General features: G+C 44.0%; 22 protein-coding genes. 5 read left to right on the top strand and 17 right to left on the bottom strand.

Features of this window, described 5'->3' with window-relative positions; translation table 11 throughout:
- Window positions 1–65: 65 nt before the first annotated feature.
- From atpE to AR1Y2_RS01670, 6 genes are all read right to left on the bottom strand, one after another.
- On the bottom strand, window positions 66–329 hold the full coding sequence (atpE, locus tag AR1Y2_RS01700; RefSeq protein WP_006567604.1) for an ATP synthase F0 subunit C: 264 nt from the start codon (window positions 327–329) through the stop codon (window positions 66–68).
- A gap of 61 nt (window positions 330–390) precedes the next feature.
- Complete coding sequence (atpB, locus tag AR1Y2_RS01695; protein WP_137327409.1) at window positions 391–1119, bottom strand: F0F1 ATP synthase subunit A; 729 nt, start codon at window positions 1117–1119, stop codon at window positions 391–393.
- 15 nt (window positions 1120–1134) lie between these two features.
- Window positions 1135–1566, bottom strand: coding sequence for a hypothetical protein (locus AR1Y2_RS01690; protein ID WP_137327408.1), 432 nt, complete (start codon window positions 1564–1566; stop codon window positions 1135–1137).
- Window positions 1550–1786, bottom strand: coding sequence for an AtpZ/AtpI family protein (locus AR1Y2_RS01685; protein ID WP_137327407.1), 237 nt, complete (start codon window positions 1784–1786; stop codon window positions 1550–1552). The genes AR1Y2_RS01690 and AR1Y2_RS01685 overlap by 17 nt, the downstream gene beginning before the upstream one ends.
- Window positions 1787–2423: 637 nt before the next feature.
- On the bottom strand, window positions 2424–3305 hold the full coding sequence (rpiB, locus tag AR1Y2_RS18125) for a ribose 5-phosphate isomerase B (protein ID WP_137327406.1): 882 nt from the start codon (window positions 3303–3305) through the stop codon (window positions 2424–2426).
- Window positions 3306–3317: 12 nt separating this feature from the next.
- Complete coding sequence (locus tag AR1Y2_RS01670; RefSeq protein ID WP_137327405.1) at window positions 3318–4373, bottom strand: L-threonylcarbamoyladenylate synthase; 1056 nt, start codon at window positions 4371–4373, stop codon at window positions 3318–3320.
- A 174-nt stretch (window positions 4374–4547) separates the two neighbouring features.
- Here AR1Y2_RS01670 and AR1Y2_RS01665 point away from each other — a divergent pair, with 174 nt between their 5' ends.
- Both AR1Y2_RS01665 and AR1Y2_RS01660 read left to right on the top strand, forming a co-directional pair.
- Window positions 4548–5987, top strand: a complete 1440-nt coding sequence (locus tag AR1Y2_RS01665) for an alanine/glycine:cation symporter family protein (RefSeq protein ID WP_137327404.1) — start codon at window positions 4548–4550, stop codon at window positions 5985–5987.
- An 86-nt stretch (window positions 5988–6073) separates the two neighbouring features.
- A complete protein-coding gene (locus AR1Y2_RS01660) occupies window positions 6074–6760 on the top strand; it encodes an N-acetylmuramoyl-L-alanine amidase (protein WP_137327403.1) in 687 nt (228 codons plus the stop codon).
- An 86-nt stretch (window positions 6761–6846) separates the two neighbouring features.
- Here AR1Y2_RS01660 and AR1Y2_RS01655 read toward each other — a convergent pair whose 3' ends face one another.
- Window positions 6847–7044, bottom strand: coding sequence for a hypothetical protein (locus tag AR1Y2_RS01655; protein ID WP_243118821.1), 198 nt, complete (start codon window positions 7042–7044; stop codon window positions 6847–6849).
- A gap of 259 nt (window positions 7045–7303) precedes the next feature.
- Here AR1Y2_RS01655 and AR1Y2_RS01650 point away from each other — a divergent pair, with 259 nt between their 5' ends.
- The 3 genes from AR1Y2_RS01650 to AR1Y2_RS01640 all read left to right on the top strand — a co-directional run bounded on the left by AR1Y2_RS01650 (window position 7304) and on the right by AR1Y2_RS01640 (window position 10758).
- Complete coding sequence (locus tag AR1Y2_RS01650; protein ID WP_243118820.1) at window positions 7304–7999, top strand: adaptor protein MecA; 696 nt, start codon at window positions 7304–7306, stop codon at window positions 7997–7999.
- Between the two features lie 260 nt (window positions 8000–8259).
- Window positions 8260–9273 carry an inositol 2-dehydrogenase gene (gene iolG, locus AR1Y2_RS01645; RefSeq protein WP_137327400.1) on the top strand — a complete coding sequence of 338 codons (1014 nt, stop codon included), beginning with the start codon at window positions 8260–8262 and terminating at the stop codon, window positions 9271–9273.
- Window positions 9274–9375: 102 nt separating this feature from the next.
- Complete coding sequence (locus tag AR1Y2_RS01640; protein WP_137327399.1) at window positions 9376–10758, top strand: MFS transporter; 1383 nt, start codon at window positions 9376–9378, stop codon at window positions 10756–10758.
- A 76-nt stretch (window positions 10759–10834) separates the two neighbouring features.
- Here the strand turns inward: AR1Y2_RS01640 and AR1Y2_RS01635 are convergent, their stop codons facing one another.
- The 10 genes from AR1Y2_RS01635 to AR1Y2_RS01590 form a co-directional block, all read right to left on the bottom strand.
- Window positions 10835–12013 (bottom strand): iron-containing alcohol dehydrogenase, encoded by a 1179-nt coding sequence (locus AR1Y2_RS01635; protein ID WP_137327398.1) that lies wholly within the window; start codon window positions 12011–12013, stop codon window positions 10835–10837.
- Between the two features lie 146 nt (window positions 12014–12159).
- Window positions 12160–12270: a hypothetical protein gene (locus AR1Y2_RS18365; RefSeq protein WP_175403561.1), complete on the bottom strand. Its 111-nt coding sequence runs from the start codon at window positions 12268–12270 to the stop codon at window positions 12160–12162.
- 47 nt (window positions 12271–12317) lie between these two features.
- The gene (locus AR1Y2_RS01625) at window positions 12318–12977 is read right to left on the bottom strand and encodes a leucine-rich repeat protein (RefSeq protein ID WP_137327397.1); all 660 of its coding nucleotides are present in this window, start codon (window positions 12975–12977) and stop codon (window positions 12318–12320) included.
- 67 nt (window positions 12978–13044) lie between these two features.
- Complete coding sequence (locus tag AR1Y2_RS01620) at window positions 13045–13785, bottom strand: helveticin J family class III bacteriocin (RefSeq protein WP_137327396.1); 741 nt, start codon at window positions 13783–13785, stop codon at window positions 13045–13047.
- A 49-nt stretch (window positions 13786–13834) separates the two neighbouring features.
- Window positions 13835–14224: a hypothetical protein gene (locus tag AR1Y2_RS01615; protein WP_137327395.1), complete on the bottom strand. Its 390-nt coding sequence runs from the start codon at window positions 14222–14224 to the stop codon at window positions 13835–13837.
- A 250-nt stretch (window positions 14225–14474) separates the two neighbouring features.
- Window positions 14475–14855 (bottom strand): BlaI/MecI/CopY family transcriptional regulator, encoded by a 381-nt coding sequence (locus AR1Y2_RS01610; RefSeq protein ID WP_137327394.1) that lies wholly within the window; start codon window positions 14853–14855, stop codon window positions 14475–14477.
- 227 nt (window positions 14856–15082) lie between these two features.
- Complete coding sequence (locus tag AR1Y2_RS01605; protein WP_137327393.1) at window positions 15083–15706, bottom strand: dihydroxyacetone kinase family protein; 624 nt, start codon at window positions 15704–15706, stop codon at window positions 15083–15085.
- Between the two features lie 20 nt (window positions 15707–15726).
- Window positions 15727–16734 (bottom strand): dihydroxyacetone kinase subunit DhaK, encoded by a 1008-nt coding sequence (locus AR1Y2_RS01600; RefSeq protein WP_137327392.1) that lies wholly within the window; start codon window positions 16732–16734, stop codon window positions 15727–15729.
- A gap of 12 nt (window positions 16735–16746) precedes the next feature.
- The gene (locus AR1Y2_RS01595; RefSeq protein WP_137327391.1) at window positions 16747–17415 is read right to left on the bottom strand and encodes a class II aldolase/adducin family protein; all 669 of its coding nucleotides are present in this window, start codon (window positions 17413–17415) and stop codon (window positions 16747–16749) included.
- Window positions 17409–19487 (bottom strand): BglG family transcription antiterminator, encoded by a 2079-nt coding sequence (locus tag AR1Y2_RS01590; protein ID WP_137327390.1) that lies wholly within the window; start codon window positions 19485–19487, stop codon window positions 17409–17411. The genes AR1Y2_RS01595 and AR1Y2_RS01590 overlap by 7 nt, the downstream gene beginning before the upstream one ends.
- Between the last annotated feature and the right edge of the window lie 16 nt (window positions 19488–19503).

Genomic DNA, 19503 nt, shown 5'->3' with positions numbered 1-19503 from the left:
TTTCCCTAAATTCTCCGGTTTGTCATGTGCTGCCGGTCACATCTGGCCGGCTTTCGTCCTCCGGATTATAATTTAGCGAATAATGGGTTTGCGTATAACAGAATCAGACCGATAACCAGACCGTAAAGACCTGTTGTCTCGGCAACTGCCTGTCCAAGAAGCATGGTGGACATGATATCTCCCTTTGCTCCGGGATTACGTCCCACGGCTGCGGCACCCTGTCCCGCTGCGTAACCCTGTCCTACACCAGGCCCGATACCTGCGATCAGCGCAAGGCCTGCTCCGATTGCTGAACAACCTAATACAAATGCTTCACTTGAAATATTCATAAGAAAATCCTCCTAAAAATAAAATTATTCTTTTCTATTACTCCTGTTAGTTCTCTCCGGTCTATGCATTTCTCTTATCAGCGATAAATGTCATAGTCAGCATGGCAAACACAAAGGTCTGGATGGCTCCGGAAAACAAGTCAAAATATACATGCAGAAATGCCGGTAGTCCCAGCTTCGCAAAAATAGGAAGCAGGCCGTACCACAGCGAAAGCATGATGGTTCCCGCCATGATGTTTCCGAACAGACGAAGCGACAGTGAAACCGGCGTCGCAAATTCCCCGATGACATTCACCGGAAACAGCACTGGGATCGGCTGAAACAGATCCGTAAACATGCGGAACTTTCTCGTCTTAAATGCGCTGTACTGGATCATTACAAATGTGATCAGCGCAAGGGATAAGGTGGTCCCATAGTCCGCTGTCGGCGCCCGAAGCCCGAACAGCCCGGATGTGTTGGCGATAAAGATAAAGAACATGATGCTGCCGATATAGTTGGCAAACGGCTTCCAGTGTTTTCCCATGGTGCTCTTTACAAGCTTATCCAGCATCTCTACCACCATCTCCACGGCATTTGCAAGGCCGCTGGGCTTCTCGTAATCTTTCATGATACTTCGCCTTGCAATCAAAGCAAGGACCATGATAAAGATCATAACGATCAGTGTTGTAACATGAGTGGTGGTGATCCATACCTTATGCCCGAAAAAATTCAATGGTATCAGCCCGTGTACCATGAAGTCCACATCATTGCCCGATGCGGCAGCCAACATGGGGGCCTGAATCATTCCCATAGCATACCCTCCTTTTTAATAGATTCTCCTTTTTACTTCATTACTGCTGCCGGATTTTCCTCCCGATATCCGGCTGTGGATCATCGGCTGCAGATATGCCGCAATCTTGATCCCCAAAACTCCTAGTATGATTCCAGAAAACGTCAGCATATGGATCCTGATCCCCGCCGCTGCCACAAGGACGGTCAGGAATTTGCGGACCAGTGTCCGCCGCACCATATACTTATTTGCAGATTCAGGATCCAGATCCAGCGCAGTGTCAATGGTCAGATACATATTAAGAACCAGACAGGCCGCAAGAAACAGACCTGTTAGGATTCCTCCGAGAAAGTATACAGAACCTCCCGATGTGACCATGCCGGCCGCACCGGCCGCTGCACCGTAAATCCCTAGTCCGGCCAGCAATTCTAAAAGGATAGGATTGATCTCTTTAAGTTCTTTCATCATCGTTATCCTCCTCGTCTTGGCTGACATTCCTTATGAGCTTCCAGGCACCGCTTAGTCCTCCTCCGACACCCAGAATCAAGAAAGGTATAAAAAAATGGGTAGAGAACTTCCGGTCCAGCCAAAGGCCCAAAAACATGCACAGGAATACCGATGTCAGAATCGTGATTCCCAACTGGGTTATCAAAGATAACGATCGTACAATGTCCTTATTGATCTTCATAAAGACCTCCTTAAAAAGTTTCTATCCACACTTTGTAATTATATCATCCAAAACATATTATTGCTACAAAAAAAACCTCTATACACTTTTACAGATACAGAAAATGATTTCTTTAAATTTTTCACTCATTTTATATCTTCAAACATACAGATTTTCACATGATTTGAGTGAGGCAGTCCAAGAGCGGAACGGAGATCTTGTAGAAAATGTCATACTGTATTTTTCCATAATTACCTGATATTTATTCTTTTTCTTCATCTTTTTATACTCAAAAGGGCACACCGCATTTTATATGATATTTTAGTGTTGAGAAGAAGAACAGCCTGCAATAAATGAAGATATTCTTTCTGTATCTAAAAGACTAATTGATAAAAACAGGCAGGCATATGAGGAACTTGCCAAATGATAAAATTGACTAAAGAACAAATTATTCTACTTCATAACCAACTCATTCAGGATTCACTCAGGAAGAACTGTCTGATACATTTTTGAATATAGCTTCAAATAAAATGTCGTTTGAGGATTTATTACAATGGATCCTTAAACATCATATTTCACACGAAGAATATTTTCGTCATACTGCAAAAAACGGCACCTCCTAAAAAGGTGCCGTTTCGATGTTTTTTCTTAAATAAAATTATTCTTCGATCATGTTGATCCTGCGGATATGACGTTCATCGTTAGAGAACTTTGTCTCTAAAAATGTATCCACAATATCCAATGCCAGTCCCTCTCCGGTCACTCTCGCTCCCAGAGCAAGAATGTTGGCATTATTATGTTCCCTTGTAGCTCTGGCGCTGAATGTATCCCCGCACAGTGCCGCACGGATTCCCTTAATCTTGTTGGCTGTGATGGAGATGCCGATACCTGTTCCGCAGATCAGGATTCCCTGTTTCACTTCGTCCTTCAGTATCCCTTCTGCCACTGCTTTTGCATACACAGGATAATCACAGGATTCTTCAGAATAACATCCGTAATCCTTCACCGCATGTCCCTTTTCCTCCAGATGCTTGATGACTGCCTGCTTCAACGCATATCCGCCGTGGTCACTTCCAATACCTATCATTTCATTTCCTCCTAACTTATGGTTCCATATTTTATGGATTAGTTGTGTAATCTGTACAAAGCAATGTTCATAGTCTTCGTCATCCATTCCATAGGGATCGATGACAGCGCCTTCATCGTTAGCATACTCATTGATGGTGGCCACTTCCTTATATCCATGATAGTCTTCCAGTACCTTTTCTTTCTGCTTATCATTCATGGTAAGAATCAGATCGCTGGTCTCCACATCTTCCTGTGTGAGCTGGGATGCCTTGAAATCCACGATCTCTATCCCGCTTTTTCTGACCAGGTCTGCTGCTTTTGTGTGTACCGGCTCCGGAAATAAGACGACCAGGCCTTTGGATACCACTTGGATATCCCTTCTGTGGGCGTCCTTTAAATACTTCCGCAGCACCGATTCCGCTATAAAACTGCGGCAGGTGTTGTTCGTACTTACAAATATAATTTTTTTCAAACTAATCTCCTTTTAAACACGGATTATCTGATGTCCCGCTGCTTTGGCCAAACGGTTCATCACCGCCTCTTCATATTCTTCCCCTTCAAATCCTTCTGAAAAGATCATATCCACATCTCTGTGGTCAAACTCTCTCAGTACATGGTACAGATTTGCCGTCACCGTCTCCATATGTTTACGGCTCCCCACCGGTATCACTTCGTCCGCGTCATAGGCGTCCTTCGTCTCCTCCGTGGCAATGACTCCGGTCCTCATACCCTTGCTCCGGCAGTCATGGACTCTCTTTGTTATCTCTTCAGTAACTTTTTCTCTATCCGTTCCGAGGACAAGGATCAGCTGGGCTTTCGGCGCATAATGCTTATACTTCATCCCAGGTGCCTTCGGCACCGCATCCTCTTTCACCGCAAAAGTGCCCATAAGCACCTCCGTCGAAAGAACCTGCTCTAGTTCATCTTTCGTAATTTTCCCGGGTCTTAAGATCACCGGTACATCTCCAGTAAAATCAACGATCGTCGATTCAACGCCTACTTCTACTTTTCCGCCGTCTAAAACCATAGGAATCTTTCCGTCCAGGTCTTCAACTACATGTTCTGCCTCTGTGGGACTCGGTCTTCCTGAAGTATTCGCGCTGGGTGCAGCCACAGGAATCCCCGCCTCTTTGAGCAGAGCTAAAGCCACAGGGTGGCTTGGCATGCGCACAGCCACAGAATTCAGTCCGCCGGTGACCCGGTTCGGGACATTGTCACTTTTCGGTAAAATCACAGTCAGGGGACCAGGCCAAAATGCTTCCATCGCTTTTTTCGCCAGTTTGGGTATGTAAGACGCAATCTCTTGAATCATATCCATACTTCCGATATGCAGAATGAGAGGATTATCAGAAGGCCTTCCCTTGGCCTCATAAATCTTGTCAGCGGCATCTTCCATCCATCCGCTGCCTCCAAGCCCATAGACAGTCTCTGTGGGAAAAGCTACAACCTGCCCCTCTCTGAGGAGCTTTGCCGCTTCCCGAATAGCTTCCTTATTGTCTGTATTTTCAACGTTTCTCACAATCGTATTCATAATTCCCATCCTTCTTATAGAGAAAACCCCATTAGTAATCAGTATAACAAACTTTCCAGGAAAAATAAAGCAGCAGGTTGAGCGTCTTCAAGAGTTTTTATTTAATATAGAAGAAGCACTTCATTCATAAATCACCTGCTTGACTGAATATAATGCTTTAATTACCGGAAAGAAGTCTTACCTATGGAACAAGTTTTTTCAATGGTCAGCCATCTGAACAACGCGTTAAATTCCTTTATATGGGGAACACCGATGCTGGCCTGCTTTCTGGGCATCGGCCTGATGTTCACGTTTCGGACAAAATTCTTTCAGCTGAGACACTTTGGCCTCTGGATCTCTGCCACTCTCCTGTCCTCCTTCAAAAAGTCTGACGTCCGCAAAACAAAAGATTCCGCTTCCATCTCCCAGTTCCAGTCCCTCTGCACTGCTCTTGCAGGGACTCTTGGCACCGGAAACATCGCCGGAGTTGCCACTGCCATCACCGCAGGCGGTCCCGGTGCTGTCTTCTGGATGTGGATTTCTTCTATCCTGGGCATGATGACGCATTATGCGGAAGTAACCCTGGGTATGAAATACCGCTACAGGGACAAAGACGGAAACTGGGCCGGCGGCGCCATGGTGTATATGGAACGGGGTCTCCACTCCAAATGGCTGGCTTCCCTATTTGCCATGTTCTGCATCCTGGCTTCCCTGGGGATTGGGAACATGGCGCAGGCCAATTCTATGTCATCTGCCCTGTCCTCCACCTTTTCCATCTCCCCTGTCATCACCGGCCTTATAGGCCTTTTTATGGTGGGTTTTGTCATCATGGGCGGCATCAAACGGATTGCCAGCGTCACAGAAAAAGTCATTCCGGTCATGGCAGCTTTGTTCACACTCGGCTGCATCGTCATCATTTTTGTCCACATTGACCGGGTTCCGTCCACACTCCAATCCATCTTCCACGGTGCTTTCTCCCCGAGAGCTGCCGGCGGAGGCGTCCTCGGGTACGGCATCACCCTTGCCATGAAAAAAGGAATCTCCAGAGGAGTCTTCTCCAATGAGGCCGGACTAGGAAGCTCCGTCACCGTACATACAAATTCTGATACAAAAGAGCCTGTGGTCCAGGGTATGTGGGGAATCTTTGAAGTATTCACCGACACGGTCGTCATGTGCACCATCACAGCCCTCACGATCCTTACCTCCGGCGTCTATGAAGAAAGCACCTACTTAAACGCAATGGCACTGGACGCAGCCCAGGGAACCACCTCCCACTTCGACTCCCTATTAAACGGAGTACCTCTGACCAGTGCGGCATTCTCCACAGTCTTCGGCCCCTACGGAGCCGCTTTCGTAGCCATCGCCATTGTGTTCTTCGCGTTCTCCACCTTGATCGGCTGGTCCTTCTACGGAGAAACAGCCGTGGCCTATCTGTTCGGCAAAAGGGCAGTGACGAATTACAAGCTCGTCTTCTTATATTTTATATTCTTAGGTTCCATCCTGCACTTGTCCTTTGTGTGGAACCTCTCCGACACCTTCAACGGACTGATGGCCGTGCCCAACTTGATCTCGATCACACTGCTGTCAGGCCAGGTCATAAAAATGACAAACGAATATTTAGACCGGACCCGCTCAAAACGATAGTGCCGAACAAAAATCATGTAAAAAATGTCACACATAAAACCAACACTAACCTGAATATAATATTACAAAAGTCTTGAGGTCTCCAAATGAAATATCGCAAACAACTTTTAGGCGTTGCTGTTTTTTGTATTGTCGTTCTTCTTTACATATCCTCCATCACTCTTCCGATCTTCGTAAATCAGACTATCGGAAAACAGAATGTCATCATCATCGATCCTGGACACGGCGGCAGCGATCCCGGAAAGGTCGGCAGCGGCAGCGTGTTGGAGAAGGATATCAATCTCTCCATCTCAAAAAAATTAAAAACAATTTTGGAGAAGAAAAAGTTCAAGGTAAAAATGACCAGGGACGGTGACTACAATCTGGCCACCAGCACCACCAATGTAAAGGTGTCCGATCTCTCAAACCGAAAACAGATCATATTTGACGCTGAACCAGTCCTTGTCGTCAGCATCCATCAGAACAGCTATCCAAGCGGCGATGTACACGGCGCGCAGGTATTTTACTATCAAGGCTCCCAAAAAGGAAAACAGCTGGCTGACTGTCTCCAGAGTTCCCTTGTAGAAAACTTAGATCCAGAAAACCACAGAGTGGCAAAAGCCAACAGTGATTACTTTTTGCTCAGAGACAATCCGTATGTGACTGTCATCGCAGAGTGTGGTTTCTTGAGCAATGAGGCGGAAAAGCAGCAGCTTCAGGATAAAAGCTATCAAGAAAAGGCCGCTCAGGCCATTTATAAGGGAATTCAATCCTATTTAAGCCAAGAGAAATAATCCCTTGGCTTAATTGAGATACTATTGGTATAGATGACGCATTTTAAATTGTTGGATCAAAAAGACATTTTGACCCTGGTTTCCTATTATTGATTGGTTACTTTTTGATAATAGACGGCACAGATCTCCCCTTTCTCATCGTCAATGAAGTCTTTCATGTAGGAATCATCCTCCCTGAGCATAAGATCCATTTGTTCCTGATTACTATTGTCTACGGGTATTCCATCGACCTGGACTGCCAATCCAAGTTCTAAATAATCCAATAAATCACTGTGATGTCCCATGATAATCTCCATTCTGAAATGCTTGTGAAATGAGCCAGAAAAGTGCTATGATATATAAACTTAAGACATCGCCCAAGGGCAATGAAGATGCGGCGCCTCAGCATACGATAGAGCCCCTTTCCATATGCTGTAAATCTATTATAGCAAATTTTGTAAATTCATTCAAGTATTGTTGTATAATTTTGTAAGTTTTTCAGAAACACTTTACACATATGCAATCTGATACTATACTATAATATAAAGTAAGGGAGTGATGACTATGAAGATAGAACGAATCAGTGACAATCAAATCCGATGTACTTTGAATAAAGCTGACCTTGCTGGAAAAGAGACTTTGCTCAACGAGCTGGCATTTGGCTCCGATAAGGCCAAAGGACTGTTCCGAGAACTCATGAAGAAAGCTTCCCAGGAATTAGGTTTTGAGACCAATAATATTCCGTTGATGGTAGAAGCGATCCCGGTCTCCCAGGAATGTCTGATACTCGTCGTCACAAAAGTGGAGGATGCTGATCAATTTAACGACCGTTACGAGAAGTTAGTAAATTCCAAGATGTCATCCGATGATCTGAAACTGGATGATTCCGACGGAGTACTTAATTTTCTTGACGAGGCTTCTGACAGTGACTTATCTGATCTGGCTGATGCCATGCATCTTGCCATCATGGATTCCAACTGTGACGTATACTGCTTCTCCTCTCTGGAAGAAGTTGCATATGCAGCAAAACTGGTAATTAGCTTTCCACACGAAAGCCGCTTATATAAAGATACTGAAAATAACTGTTATTATTTGTGCCTGTCCTCTGAGGATAATAAGTTCGACTTCACAAAAGTCCGCAACATCTTGTCCGAGTACAGCAAGCGTATCCCAAATACTTATGCGACGAAAGCTTTATTTGATGAACATTTCCAAACCATCCTCTCCGAGGATGCAATTCAGCAGATCGCTGAATTTTAACTACGAATCAACCAAAAGGAGAAATCCAGATTTTAATTCTGGGTTTCTTTTTTTGGTCTTTTCTTTAGATCTTATTTTGTTTGGCCTTGCTGCAGCCTCATTTTCCAAAAATAAGACACAAAAAATAATCCCACAAAAATATTACTAATAAAATACTATAAAATCCAAAAAAAGTACTAGTTTTGGTTAAGTCTTTGCCCTGATATGATTAACTCATAAAGAAATCAGACCAGTTAAATATGAGAAAGGAAGTTATTATTATGGTAAATGTAGGTATTATCGGAGCAGGAAGAATCGGAAGAGTACATGTAGAAAGCATCTGCACACAGGTAGGAAACGCAAAGGTTAAGACTCTTGCTGATCCTTTTATGTCAGAGGACACAGCAGTATGGGCAAAAGAAATGGGTGTTGAAAATACCACCAAAGATTACAAAGACATCTTAAATGATCCTCAGATCGACGCAGTGCTGATCTGCTCATCCACAGATACACATTCACCGATCTCCGTAGAGGCTATTGAAGCAGGAAAACATGTATTCTGCGAAAAGCCAATCGACCATGACGTACAGAAGATTCAGGAAGTAGTCGACGCTTTAAAGAAAAGCGACGTAAAATACCAGGTAGGATTCAACCGCCGTTTTGACCATAACTTTGAAGCCATCCGGGATGCCGTGGCTGCTGGAAAGATTGGTGAGACACAGATCATCAAAGTTACATCCAGAGATCCTGAACCGCCAAGTGCTGATTATGTAAAAGTTTCCGGAGGAATGTTCCTGGACATGACAATCCATGATTTTGACATGGTCCGTTTCCTTGCAGGATGTGACGCTGAAGAAGTGTATGTAGAAGCTGCAGTCCTTGTAGATCCTGCCATCGGTGAAGCCGGAGATGTGGACACTGCTGTTATCACATTAAAAATGAAAAACGGTTCCATCGCCGTGATTGACAACTCAAGAAAAGCCGTTTACGGATACGATCAGAGAGCTGAAGTGTTCGGATCAAAGGGAATGGTCGTAACAGCAAACGATTCCGCATCCTCAGCCGTGATCAGTAATGCGGACGGAGTGACAGGAGAAAAACCTCTTTACTTCTTCCTGGAACGCTACATGGCAGCCTATGCAAAAGAAATCAAATGCTTTATCGACGCCATCGAAAAAAACACAGACACCCCTCTTGGAGTTATGGACGGTCTTGAGCCAGTACTTATGGGGCTTGCGGCTAAAAAATCATTAGAAGAACACCGCCCAGTAAAAATTTCTGAAATTACAGTATAGAAAACCCTGTATTGTAAAGCAACTGCCGGGAAGGAGGCCTGCCAAACATAGCGGGCGCATCCTTCCCTTGGCACACTATTTGGAAAAAGGAGAGATATTATAATGGAGAAAAACTCTATCAAAGGAGGCAGACTCAGCTGGGGAACCAGAGTTTCCTATGCGGGCGGAGATGTGGCATGTAATGTGATCTTCGGAATGATCGGTACATTGCTTACACTTTTTTATACTGATTATGTAGGAATCAACCCAGCCACCGTCGGACTGGTTATGCTGCTTTCCCGGCTGTTTGACGGAGTATCTGACTTAATCATGGGTGTGATCGTTGAACACACCAATTCAAAATGGGGAAAATCAAGGCCGTGGATCCTATGGATGAGCATCCCTTATGCTCTATCAGCCGTTCTACTTTTCACTGTGCCTCATACAACAGGAATTGTACAGGGAATCTACCTGTTTGTTACATATAACTTCTGTACCACCATCTGCTATACGGCCATCAACCTTCCTTACGGAAGCCTTTCTGCTATGATGACGCGTATCTCCTCTGAAAGGGATATGTTAAGCGTTGTCAGAATGGGATTGTCACCGATCGGACGTATCGTTGCCGTGACTTTTACCCTTCCGTTGGTAAAGATCTTCGGAGACAATCAGGCCGCATGGGTAAAAACAATGTCCATCTGGGCAGTTCTCGCCCTGATCCTGCTGGTCAACTGTTTCCTCAAATGTAAGGAGACTGTTGTCATTGCGGCAAAGGACAAAACAAAAAGTGTTCCGCTGAAAAAAGGTCTGAAAGCCCTGGTGACAAACCAATATTTCTGGGCAGTCCTTGTCCTCTGGATGCTTCAGAGTGTATCCTTCGGTATTTCAGGAACCATCCTTCCTTACTATTGTAAATATATTTTCCACAATGATACCTGGATGTACAGTACCCTGTATCTGACTGAGACACTCACTTTAGTGGCCTGCATCTTTGCCTGTGCACCTCTGATCGGAAAGTTCGGAAAAAGAAACGTCGCATTTGCCGGAGCGTTCATCGCACTGGCTGGCCAGCTGCTGTTTTTCCTGAATCCGTACAGCTTCCCTTGGATGGTCATGAGCTGTGTAGCCCGTGCCATTGGACTTGCACCGTTAAACGCAGTTGTATTTGGTATGATCGGTGACGTGGTGGAATTCGGACAGTGGAAGACACATATCCGCCAGGAAAGCCTGATCTTTGCAGGAGGTTCCATCGGAACAAAGGTAGGCGCAGGTGTGGCGTCAGCCGCCATGACAGGGCTTCTCTCCCTCTCAGGGTACATAAGCTCTGCTGCCGGAGCTGTGACACAGCCTGGCTCTGCACTAAATATGATCATCAACATCTATAAGGTCGGACCGGTTATTGTCGCAGCCTTAGCCGTCATCACTCTTTCTTTCTATAAGCTGGATAAGCAATACGATTCCATTATGAAGGAATTGATCGACCGTGAATCCAGAGGAGAATTATAAGTATTTTCCTCATTAGCAAAAGGAACCATTCTCAGAGTAGAATGGTTCCTTTTTACAGTTTTTCTCTGCACTGTTCTTACAGTGCCATACGATAGATCTTCTCGATATCTTCCGCATGTAGCTTTTTGAACATACCTAGACTATAGGAACCGCCTACGGTAGCCTTCTGGGCCATTTCCTTTATCTGTTCCTCTGTGGGGCTTATTCCTAGCTCTTTTATGCTGGTCGGCATATGAATGGACCGGTAGAAATCTTCTAAAGCCTCAATCCCTAAAAGTGCCGTTTTCTTTGCATCGCCCTGATCTTCCACTCCCATGACATTTACCGCAAAGGAGGCGAAACGCTCCGGTTTTTCATCCAGCACATATCTAGCCCAGCTTCCCCAGACAGCGGCCAGCCCGGCTCCATGGGCCACATCAAACAGGCCTCCCAGTTCGTGCTCGATCAGATGAGTCGCCCAGTCACCTCCGTTGGTGCCGCATCCGGTCAGGTCATTGTGGGACAGTGTTCCGGACCACATGATCTCTGCTCTCGCATTGTAATTCTTAGGATCATCAAGCAGGATCTTTGCATTTTTCATTACAGTACGCATCAGGGATTCTGCTATTCCGTCCGTGATCTCCATGGTATCTTCTGCCACAAAATAACGCTCCATAGTGTGCATCATGATATCTGTGCACCCGCTCTCTGTCTGATACTCCGGAAGAGTATAGGTGAGTTCCGGATTCATCACTGCAAACCGGCAGCGCCCGTAATTTGTATTTAATGCCTTCTTATACCACCCGTCCTCATTGGTGATCACAGAGGAATCACTCATCTCACTTCCTGCCGCCGCAATGGTCAGTACGACGCCTACTGGCGCACATCCTTTTGCTTTTTCCTTCCCTGTATACATGTCCCACACGTCACATTCATTGGCTAGTCCATACCCAATGGCTTTGCAGGAATCAATGACACTGCCTCCGCCCACAGCTAAAAGGAAATCAACCCCTTCCTTTCTGCAGAGCTCAATGCCTTCATATACCTTGGAGAGACGCGGATTTGGCACAACCCCTCCCAGGCTCACATAATCAATGCCCGCCTCTTTCAGAGAGTCGAAGACCCTGTCAAGAAGCCCGGACTTTTTGGCACTCTGTCCGCCGTAATGTACAAGGACTTTTTTACATCCTTCTTTTTTAACCAGTTCCCCAACTCTGCCCTCAGTCCCTTTGCCGAAGACAACCTTTGTAGGTGCATAGTACTGAAAATTTAACATAATATTTCCTCCTTGATTTTATTTCTTATAATAATTATAACATAGTTCTGTATATACTTAGGAAACAACTTCCATGCAAGATAAAAACGTCTGTGTCACAGCCAACCCTTACTACTGTGACACAGACGCACTTTTCTTTCTATGCTTTATTTTGTAACTTTAACTTTAATCTTATAGGATTTTCCAGAAGTTTTTAGTTTTACTGTAATTGTAGCTTTGCCCTTTTTGATTGCCCTAATATTTCCGTATTTACTCACCTTCACAACTTTCTTATTGGAGCTACTGAATTTTAGAATAGAATAATCTAAATATCCTTGTTTCTTTTTTTAGAAACATAGATTCTCGTATAAATTTTTTTCTTCTTACCTTTCTTTAATTTCATATTTTTTATAGAAGTCGTAATCTTAGTTACTTTTGATGCTTTGTAGTTTACTTTCTTGTCTTTTCCTTTTCTCGGTATTTTAACCTGAGCAATAGCTGCATATGATCCGTTCTTTTGTTTTTTCAAAAATGATGGTTTCTTAATTTTTGCCTTACAGCCGGTAAATGCACCCTTTTGAATCATATAAATGTCCTCTGGAATTGTGATTTTATTTAAAGATTTACAATTTTTAAAGGTTCCTGTAGAAATAGTTCTTACGGGAGCATGTAAGATCTTAGATGGTACGGATGTAGATTTATCAGCCCCAGTATATCTTTTTAGATTAATTCTATATCCATTTTTTTCTTTCCCGTCTTTTTCAATCTTATATTGATAATCTTTATAAGTATGAATGCGGTTCATATATTTTTCATAATCTGCTCGTGTATCAAAGTCATCAATTTCTAAAATTCCCGGTGCACTGTCCTGTTCCTGTGGAGTGGACGCTTTTACAGTTAAATTTTTAAAAGATACTGTGCTACATAGCATGAATGCACATATAGCAAACGATGTAAAAAATTTTAATATTTTCTTTTCTGTCATTTTCTTTACCTCCTTAAATCAAATTGACCATTAATGTAACATTCCATTTAGCTACTCATTCTCTTGCCTATTTCTTAAAAATACTTTTTGGAATAGAATATATACAGGCTGGATTTGTATTACCTTTTGATTTATCGCTTATTCCAAAATAAACATTATCCCCTTTTAACTGTAAACCTTCAATTTCTGTCTCCGTTTTGTTAAATTTTTTATGTTTAATTTCAGCAAGATATGAAAATTTAAAATTAGAACCACTGCCTGTCATCTTAGCAATTTGTGGAGTATCACCTGCGGCACCTCCTGCAATATAAATTGACAGTGCATCAGAAAATTCTAATCCCTGACAAGATCCGTGTGGTAACACTCTATTGTTACCTGATTGACGAAAAGAAGCATAACATGCAGATTTAATAGCATTATCTGTGCAAGGTACATATCTAGATGTTGCAGAAACCTTTTTATCCAGTGCCGCATTCAACTTTGCGGTATTATAATAACTGTACTGAATCTCATTATCTGTATCCTTTACCCAAAAAAGAATTTTACTTTTATCACTAGATAATGCTGCGTCCACTCGTTTTGCTGAACCAAAAGATTTTCCACTTTTATTGGCATAACTTAGATGAGAGAATCGTGTAATGGAAGTATAATCAACAGTCTTACCGGCTTGATATTCCAGTCTTCCAATCTGTGTTCCCCAGCGCTTATCATATGCAGTATTTGCTTTACAAGTCACCCAAAAGAACGGTTTGTTCTTATGTTCAAACCATTCAAGTGTTTGACCATGTCCAAAATTCTTCAATAACATATGATCCTTATACGTTGCTTTACTCCCATTAATAATACATCTTGATAAATTAAGAATTATCCCCACTTCTTTGTATCACATAAACATATGTAGAACCAATATATGTTTTCTGAATTGCAGCAGTACTTTTTAGTCCATTAATTGTATAACGTAGCGTAGCGTCTGCATGTACATTTGGTTTCTCTAATGCTTGAGTGGCACGAGTCTTCATCCGCTCTTCTGGATGTTTCTCTAAATAGTTCTGATAATCTTCTTTTGTATCAAAATCATCCTGATCTAATTTTCCCGGTACCCCATCATCTACATGTGTATCAAGATCATCATTTGTCTCTGTCTTCTCAGATTCTTCCGCCGCTTGGCTTTGAAGTACACAACATCCAGCGATCATTATAGACATTGCAAAACAAATGAAAGCCTTTTTGAATTTTGTATATCCCATATGAAATCCTTTCCCTAATAATCCTACATTTCCTCATTGTCCTCTTTCGTTTTAAGTGATAACATATTTATATATCCATTCCATACGGTTATCTGCTTCTGCAGATAAGGTTGACCGCCTTGTATTGCATGGATTTTATTCATTCATATGGATTCCCCCTCTCTTTTAATAATTATATGCTCTGATCTTTAGTATTTTATCTTATCTTTTATACGAAATTATTAGTTATTGGCTTGTCATATAACCCCATTCAACATTCATCTAAATCCCCCAGTACCTCCATTAGATACCGTTCGTCCTCCTCAGATAATTTCCCGCTTATTAATGTTTTGATCAGTCCCTCTGTGGAACCCTCATACCAAAAATCCACCATTTTCTCTGCCTGATCTCTCTTATATTTTTCTTCATTAATCAAAGGTTTTATATAAGAATATCTTCCTCTTCTCTCAATTGTAATGAAGCCTTTCCCTTCAATACTAGTCAAAAAAGTACGGACTGTAGATCTTTTCGCATCCCAGTCATACATCTCTTTCAAGTCTTTCTGGACCTCTTGCAAAGATATTTCCTTACCCGCTGACCATATACATTTCATGATCAAAGTTTCTCTTCCTGTTAAATCTCTATCTATCATTGTTTCTCCCCTTTTAATTATTTAAATATTTAGTTTTTTATACTTTGATTATAACATTTATTAACTCGAATAACAACTGCAGAACGGGATTATAATAAAGTCAATTAATCTCCTTGCGCATTTGTGTGCATCCCCACGGAGCGTTTTTTGTGTCATAGGAATTTCCTATGACACAAAAATAGACCGGCACTCTTTTGTACCGGTCCAGTAGATCACATAAATGTTATTTATTTGGTGCTGTTCTCAAAAGCTTTCATGATCAAAACTGCCACATAAGCTCCAGGGTCCTCAAGGCTTCTGGAAGCCTCTCCTCTGGTTGCTGCACGTCCGTGGACGGCGAGCATAGTGGTCGTATTCTGGAAACCTTCCTCGGCTGCTTTTTTTGCCCCTGCTGCCATATCTTCCAGCGAAACACCTTCCGCTGCTGCAGCATTCAGGCTCTCCACTGCTGGATGGATGCCGTCGATGAATGTCTTCTCTCCCACCTTGGCCTTTCCCCTGTTTGCCACTCCAGCCTCATAGGCTTCAAACAGCTTTGCCACATCTGCATTCTCAAGTGTCTCCGTACCCTTCAGGACTTTCCCAGCCTGCATGAGTCCTGACGCCATCAAAGTGCCCATGGTGGATGGTACGGCAGATGCCATAGCCTTTCCTGCCTGATATAAAAGCTTGCCGGCATCCGTAATGGAACCGTCTGCAACCTTTTCGTAGGCAGCCTTAAATCCGTCACCCATAGTAAGCCCCAGGTCGCCGTCTCCGACGATGCTGTCCATTTCGATCAGATGCTCTCTGTTTTCAGCCATAATATCACTGATCTCTTTTAAAAGTCTGATTAAATAACTGTTGTCCATCCTTTCACATGCCTCCTTGCTTATTGCCGGAAAAATGGTGTCTTTGCGTCCGTATCCAGCATTTCTTTCAGCTCGTCATCCAGCTTCAGCAGCGAGATGGAGAATCCTGCCATCTCCAGAGCTGTAGCGTATTCTCCCACATAATATCTGTGAACGCTGATGCCTTTTTCTGCGAGGACCTTGTCAATACGGCGGGTCACAATGTACTGTTCATCCAGTGTGGTGGCTCCCAATCCATTTACCAAAACTGCCACTTCATCTCCACTCTCGTATGGAAGGTCCGCTACGATCTGGTTCAACATCTCATCCACAATCTGGTCTGCCGGTTCAATCTTCCCGCGGCGGATTCCTGTCTCACCGTGGATTCCCATGCCGATCTCCATCTCATCTTCTCCAATGGAGAATCCCGCTTTTCCTACTCTCGGCACCACGCACGGTGTCAGTGCGACACCCATAGTCCTTACATTGGCATTTGCCTTGTCTGCGATTCTCTTTACGTTGTCCAGATCCATCATCTTGTCTGCGGCAGCGCCTGCACATTTGAAAACAAAGAAGATACCGGCCACTCCGCGGCGGGTGCTTTTCTCACCCGGCGCAGACGGTCCTGCAGAAGCCACGTCATCGGCACCGAGCACAGTCTCTACCCGGATATCCTCTTCCATGTCCGCCATCTCTGCAGCCATATCAAAGTTAAAGATGTCTCCGTTATAGTTGCCATATATGTAGAGAACTCCCGCTCCGCTGTCGATCTCCTTTGTCACGGCCAGCATCTGGTCTGCGCTTGGAGACTGGAATACATCCCCCACACAGCATCCGTCCAGCATGCCCTCGCCTACATATCCAAGGAACAAAGGAAGGTGTCCAGAACCGCCTCCTGTGGCGATACCGACTTTTCCTTCTTTTTTATGCTTTGCTACAAGGCATTGCAGATCATCGTCAGTACAGGTGACCATATCCTTGTGCGCAATATAAATGCCTTCCAGCATCTCTTTTAAATAATGATCCGGCTCATTGATAATCTTCTTCATGATTCACGCTCCTTATTTGTTTGGAAATTTGATCTGTGAAGGATAAGCCCAGCTCTGCAATTCTTCCGGCGGGAAGTAATCCGGTTCCTGCCCTCCGTTGGCAACAAGGGAGTTGAAGTATAATTGTGCCAGCTCCTCAATGTAGGAAGCTTTTAGGTAAGCATCATAGATCTCCCTGCCGTCTACGGCAACGGCGCCGTGTCCCTGGAGAAGGAAGCAGTCCGCTTCCTGAACCGGTTCAATGACACTGTCAGAAAGGTCTGTGGATCCTGGACGTCCGTAAGGTGCTACCGGGATTCTGGATTTGCTCACGCCAAGGTTGGCAACCTCATATACAACAGCCGGAATTGGTTTTTTCAGCACTGCAAATGTGGTGGCATACATAGAATGAGTATGTGCAACGGCATTTACATCCGGCCTTGTCTTATAGATCTGTAAGTGCATCAAAGACTCACTGGTAGGACGGAGTCCTGAAAGGTTTTCAATCACATTGGCATCCAAATCTAAGACTACCATATCCCTTGGGGTGAGAAGTTCTCTGTCTACCTGAGTCGGTGTGATGACCACATATCCGGTTTCTTTATCTCTGGCACTGAAGTTCCCTGACAGATGTTTGCACAATCCATCCTTCTGTGCTCTCTTTGCAATCTCAACTACATCTTTCTTTAATGATTCTAACATAATGATTTCTCCTTTTCTTTTTGGACAATGTTAAGGATGTCTTCCGGCTGTTTTGCCTGTTTTAGTTTTTTTAGCGCAGACGGATCCTCCAGTATCTCATTGAGCTGGAATAAAACCCCCAGATGCTTTGTGGCATCCGGTGTGCCCAGGACAATAACAATATCCGCCTTTAGGTAACCGTTCACATCAATCTTTTTCGGAAGCTTTAACAGTGAAATACAGATCCTTCCGGCTCCGTCCTCCACGCCTGCATGGGCAATGATGACGCCGTCTGCGATCATGATGTAAGGTTTGTCCTCCCGGATGATCTGGATCATCCGTTCTACATACCTCTGCTCAATATCTCCCCGTAAAAGCAGCGGAGCTGACGCTGTTCTCACCGCTTCCTCCCAGGCCAGTGGTTTCTCCGACACCTGGACTGTTTCCTTTACCAGCACATCCGCCAGCATAGGCTGTTCCTTCATCTCCGGCATCCTCTCTGAAACTCCCTGGACAGTGGCCGGATTCAAGACTCTGTTGATCTCACGGACCAATGCATCCCGGTCCTCAATGACCGCATGCTGCTCCACAGCCCTTAAAATCTCTGTCACATCCACCTCATGGGGCATGATGCCGTTGATCTCACTTAATACTTTTTCCCGGAATTTATGTTTGGAAGCCTCATCTAAGAATGGTTTGACCAGAAACTGAAGCTTGTCAGTCTCCAGGCGGACCATAGTAAAGACCAGCTCAAACTCTTCCTTATATTCTGTAAAATCCCTCATGGAGAGACAGGTCAAAAACTCAATCTCCGGGAACAGCTCCCGAAGAGTAAAAAACAAGAAATTAGACACTGATACCCCATTTGCGCAGACAATTACAGCCCGTTTTTTCTGATCCTGGATGTCCAGAATCCCTTCTCTCTGAAGCCATGCTCCAAAAAGTGCGGTGATATAGACCAGCTCTTCGTCCGGAAATTCGTTTCCCGCAAGTTCCTCCAACGGCTTCATAGACTTCTTGACCATGGCATGAAGGGAGCTGTATCTGGGGAGTACCATATCTACAATGCTCTGTTCGATATGATAGTGGTACTTCACCCGGTAAAACGCCGGCTTCACATGCTGGAATAAAGCTTCCAGAAGGATATCCCGTTCTTTAATGTTAACGCATATGATCTTTTCAAAATTGTCGATGACTTGTCTGGCCGCTTCCATGATCTCCACTTCACTACGCAGATTATCCGACTGAAAACTGTGGTAGTTGGATATCTGGATCTGCGCTGCAAAAAAGATCTTCTCCGTCTGCCATACCACGTCATGCTCCTTGGCAAACTCCACCATAACAGAGTATTCTTTGGTTCCTGCGATATGCTGAAAGGATTCCGGCAGATCTTCCAGTATCCTCCCTTTTCTGATGCGGATCAGCACCAGACAGAGGATGTAGGGAAGCTCCCGAAGCCTCTCGTCTGTAAAGCGGATCTTCAGTTTATTTTCGATCACACTGATCTGTCCCCGTACCTGTTTCATGAGCTCCGGGTCCACCTGGGAGATCTCCATGATCGCTTCCTGCCCGTTGGGCATGTTTAAAATTTGACGTATGATCGGAATCATAGCCTCTCTTTTGCAGAATTCACTTCCCGCCAGATGATACCCATCCTGTCTGCTGTAATGGATACCAAGCCCGTAGGCTGCCAGTCTTTCTTCCAGTTTTTTAACGTCGATCAGAAATGTATTCTTGCTGATGTCCAGCTTTGATGTAAAATGATAAATTGACAGTTCTTCCCTGGCACACAGAAGGATCAAAAAGATCAGTGCTCCCCGTTCCTTGTCTGAATACACATAGGTACTGTCTTTCATACCGATATCCTCGGTCCGGTACTGTTCCAGCACAGGAATCGGTATCACGAATTTACCAGTGCGCAGTCTTTCAATTTTGGGCAGCCCGTTATCCGCCAGGTATTGATTGATCTTATCCATCGTATAGCTGACCTGCTTCCTGGACAAATCTAAAGACTGCTCTACTTCCTTTCCAGTTATAGACGGATTATTTACAATTGTTTTTAATACTAAATAGCCTCTTTCGTCTAAATACACTAGAATCCCTCTTTCA

The organism is Anaerostipes rhamnosivorans (assembly GCF_005280655.1).
GTDB classification, from domain to species: Bacteria; Bacillota; Clostridia; order Lachnospirales; family Lachnospiraceae; genus Anaerostipes; species Anaerostipes rhamnosivorans.
The sequence above is the reverse complement of the archived record's forward strand: the minus strand, read 5'-3'. Positions and strand labels throughout refer to the sequence as shown.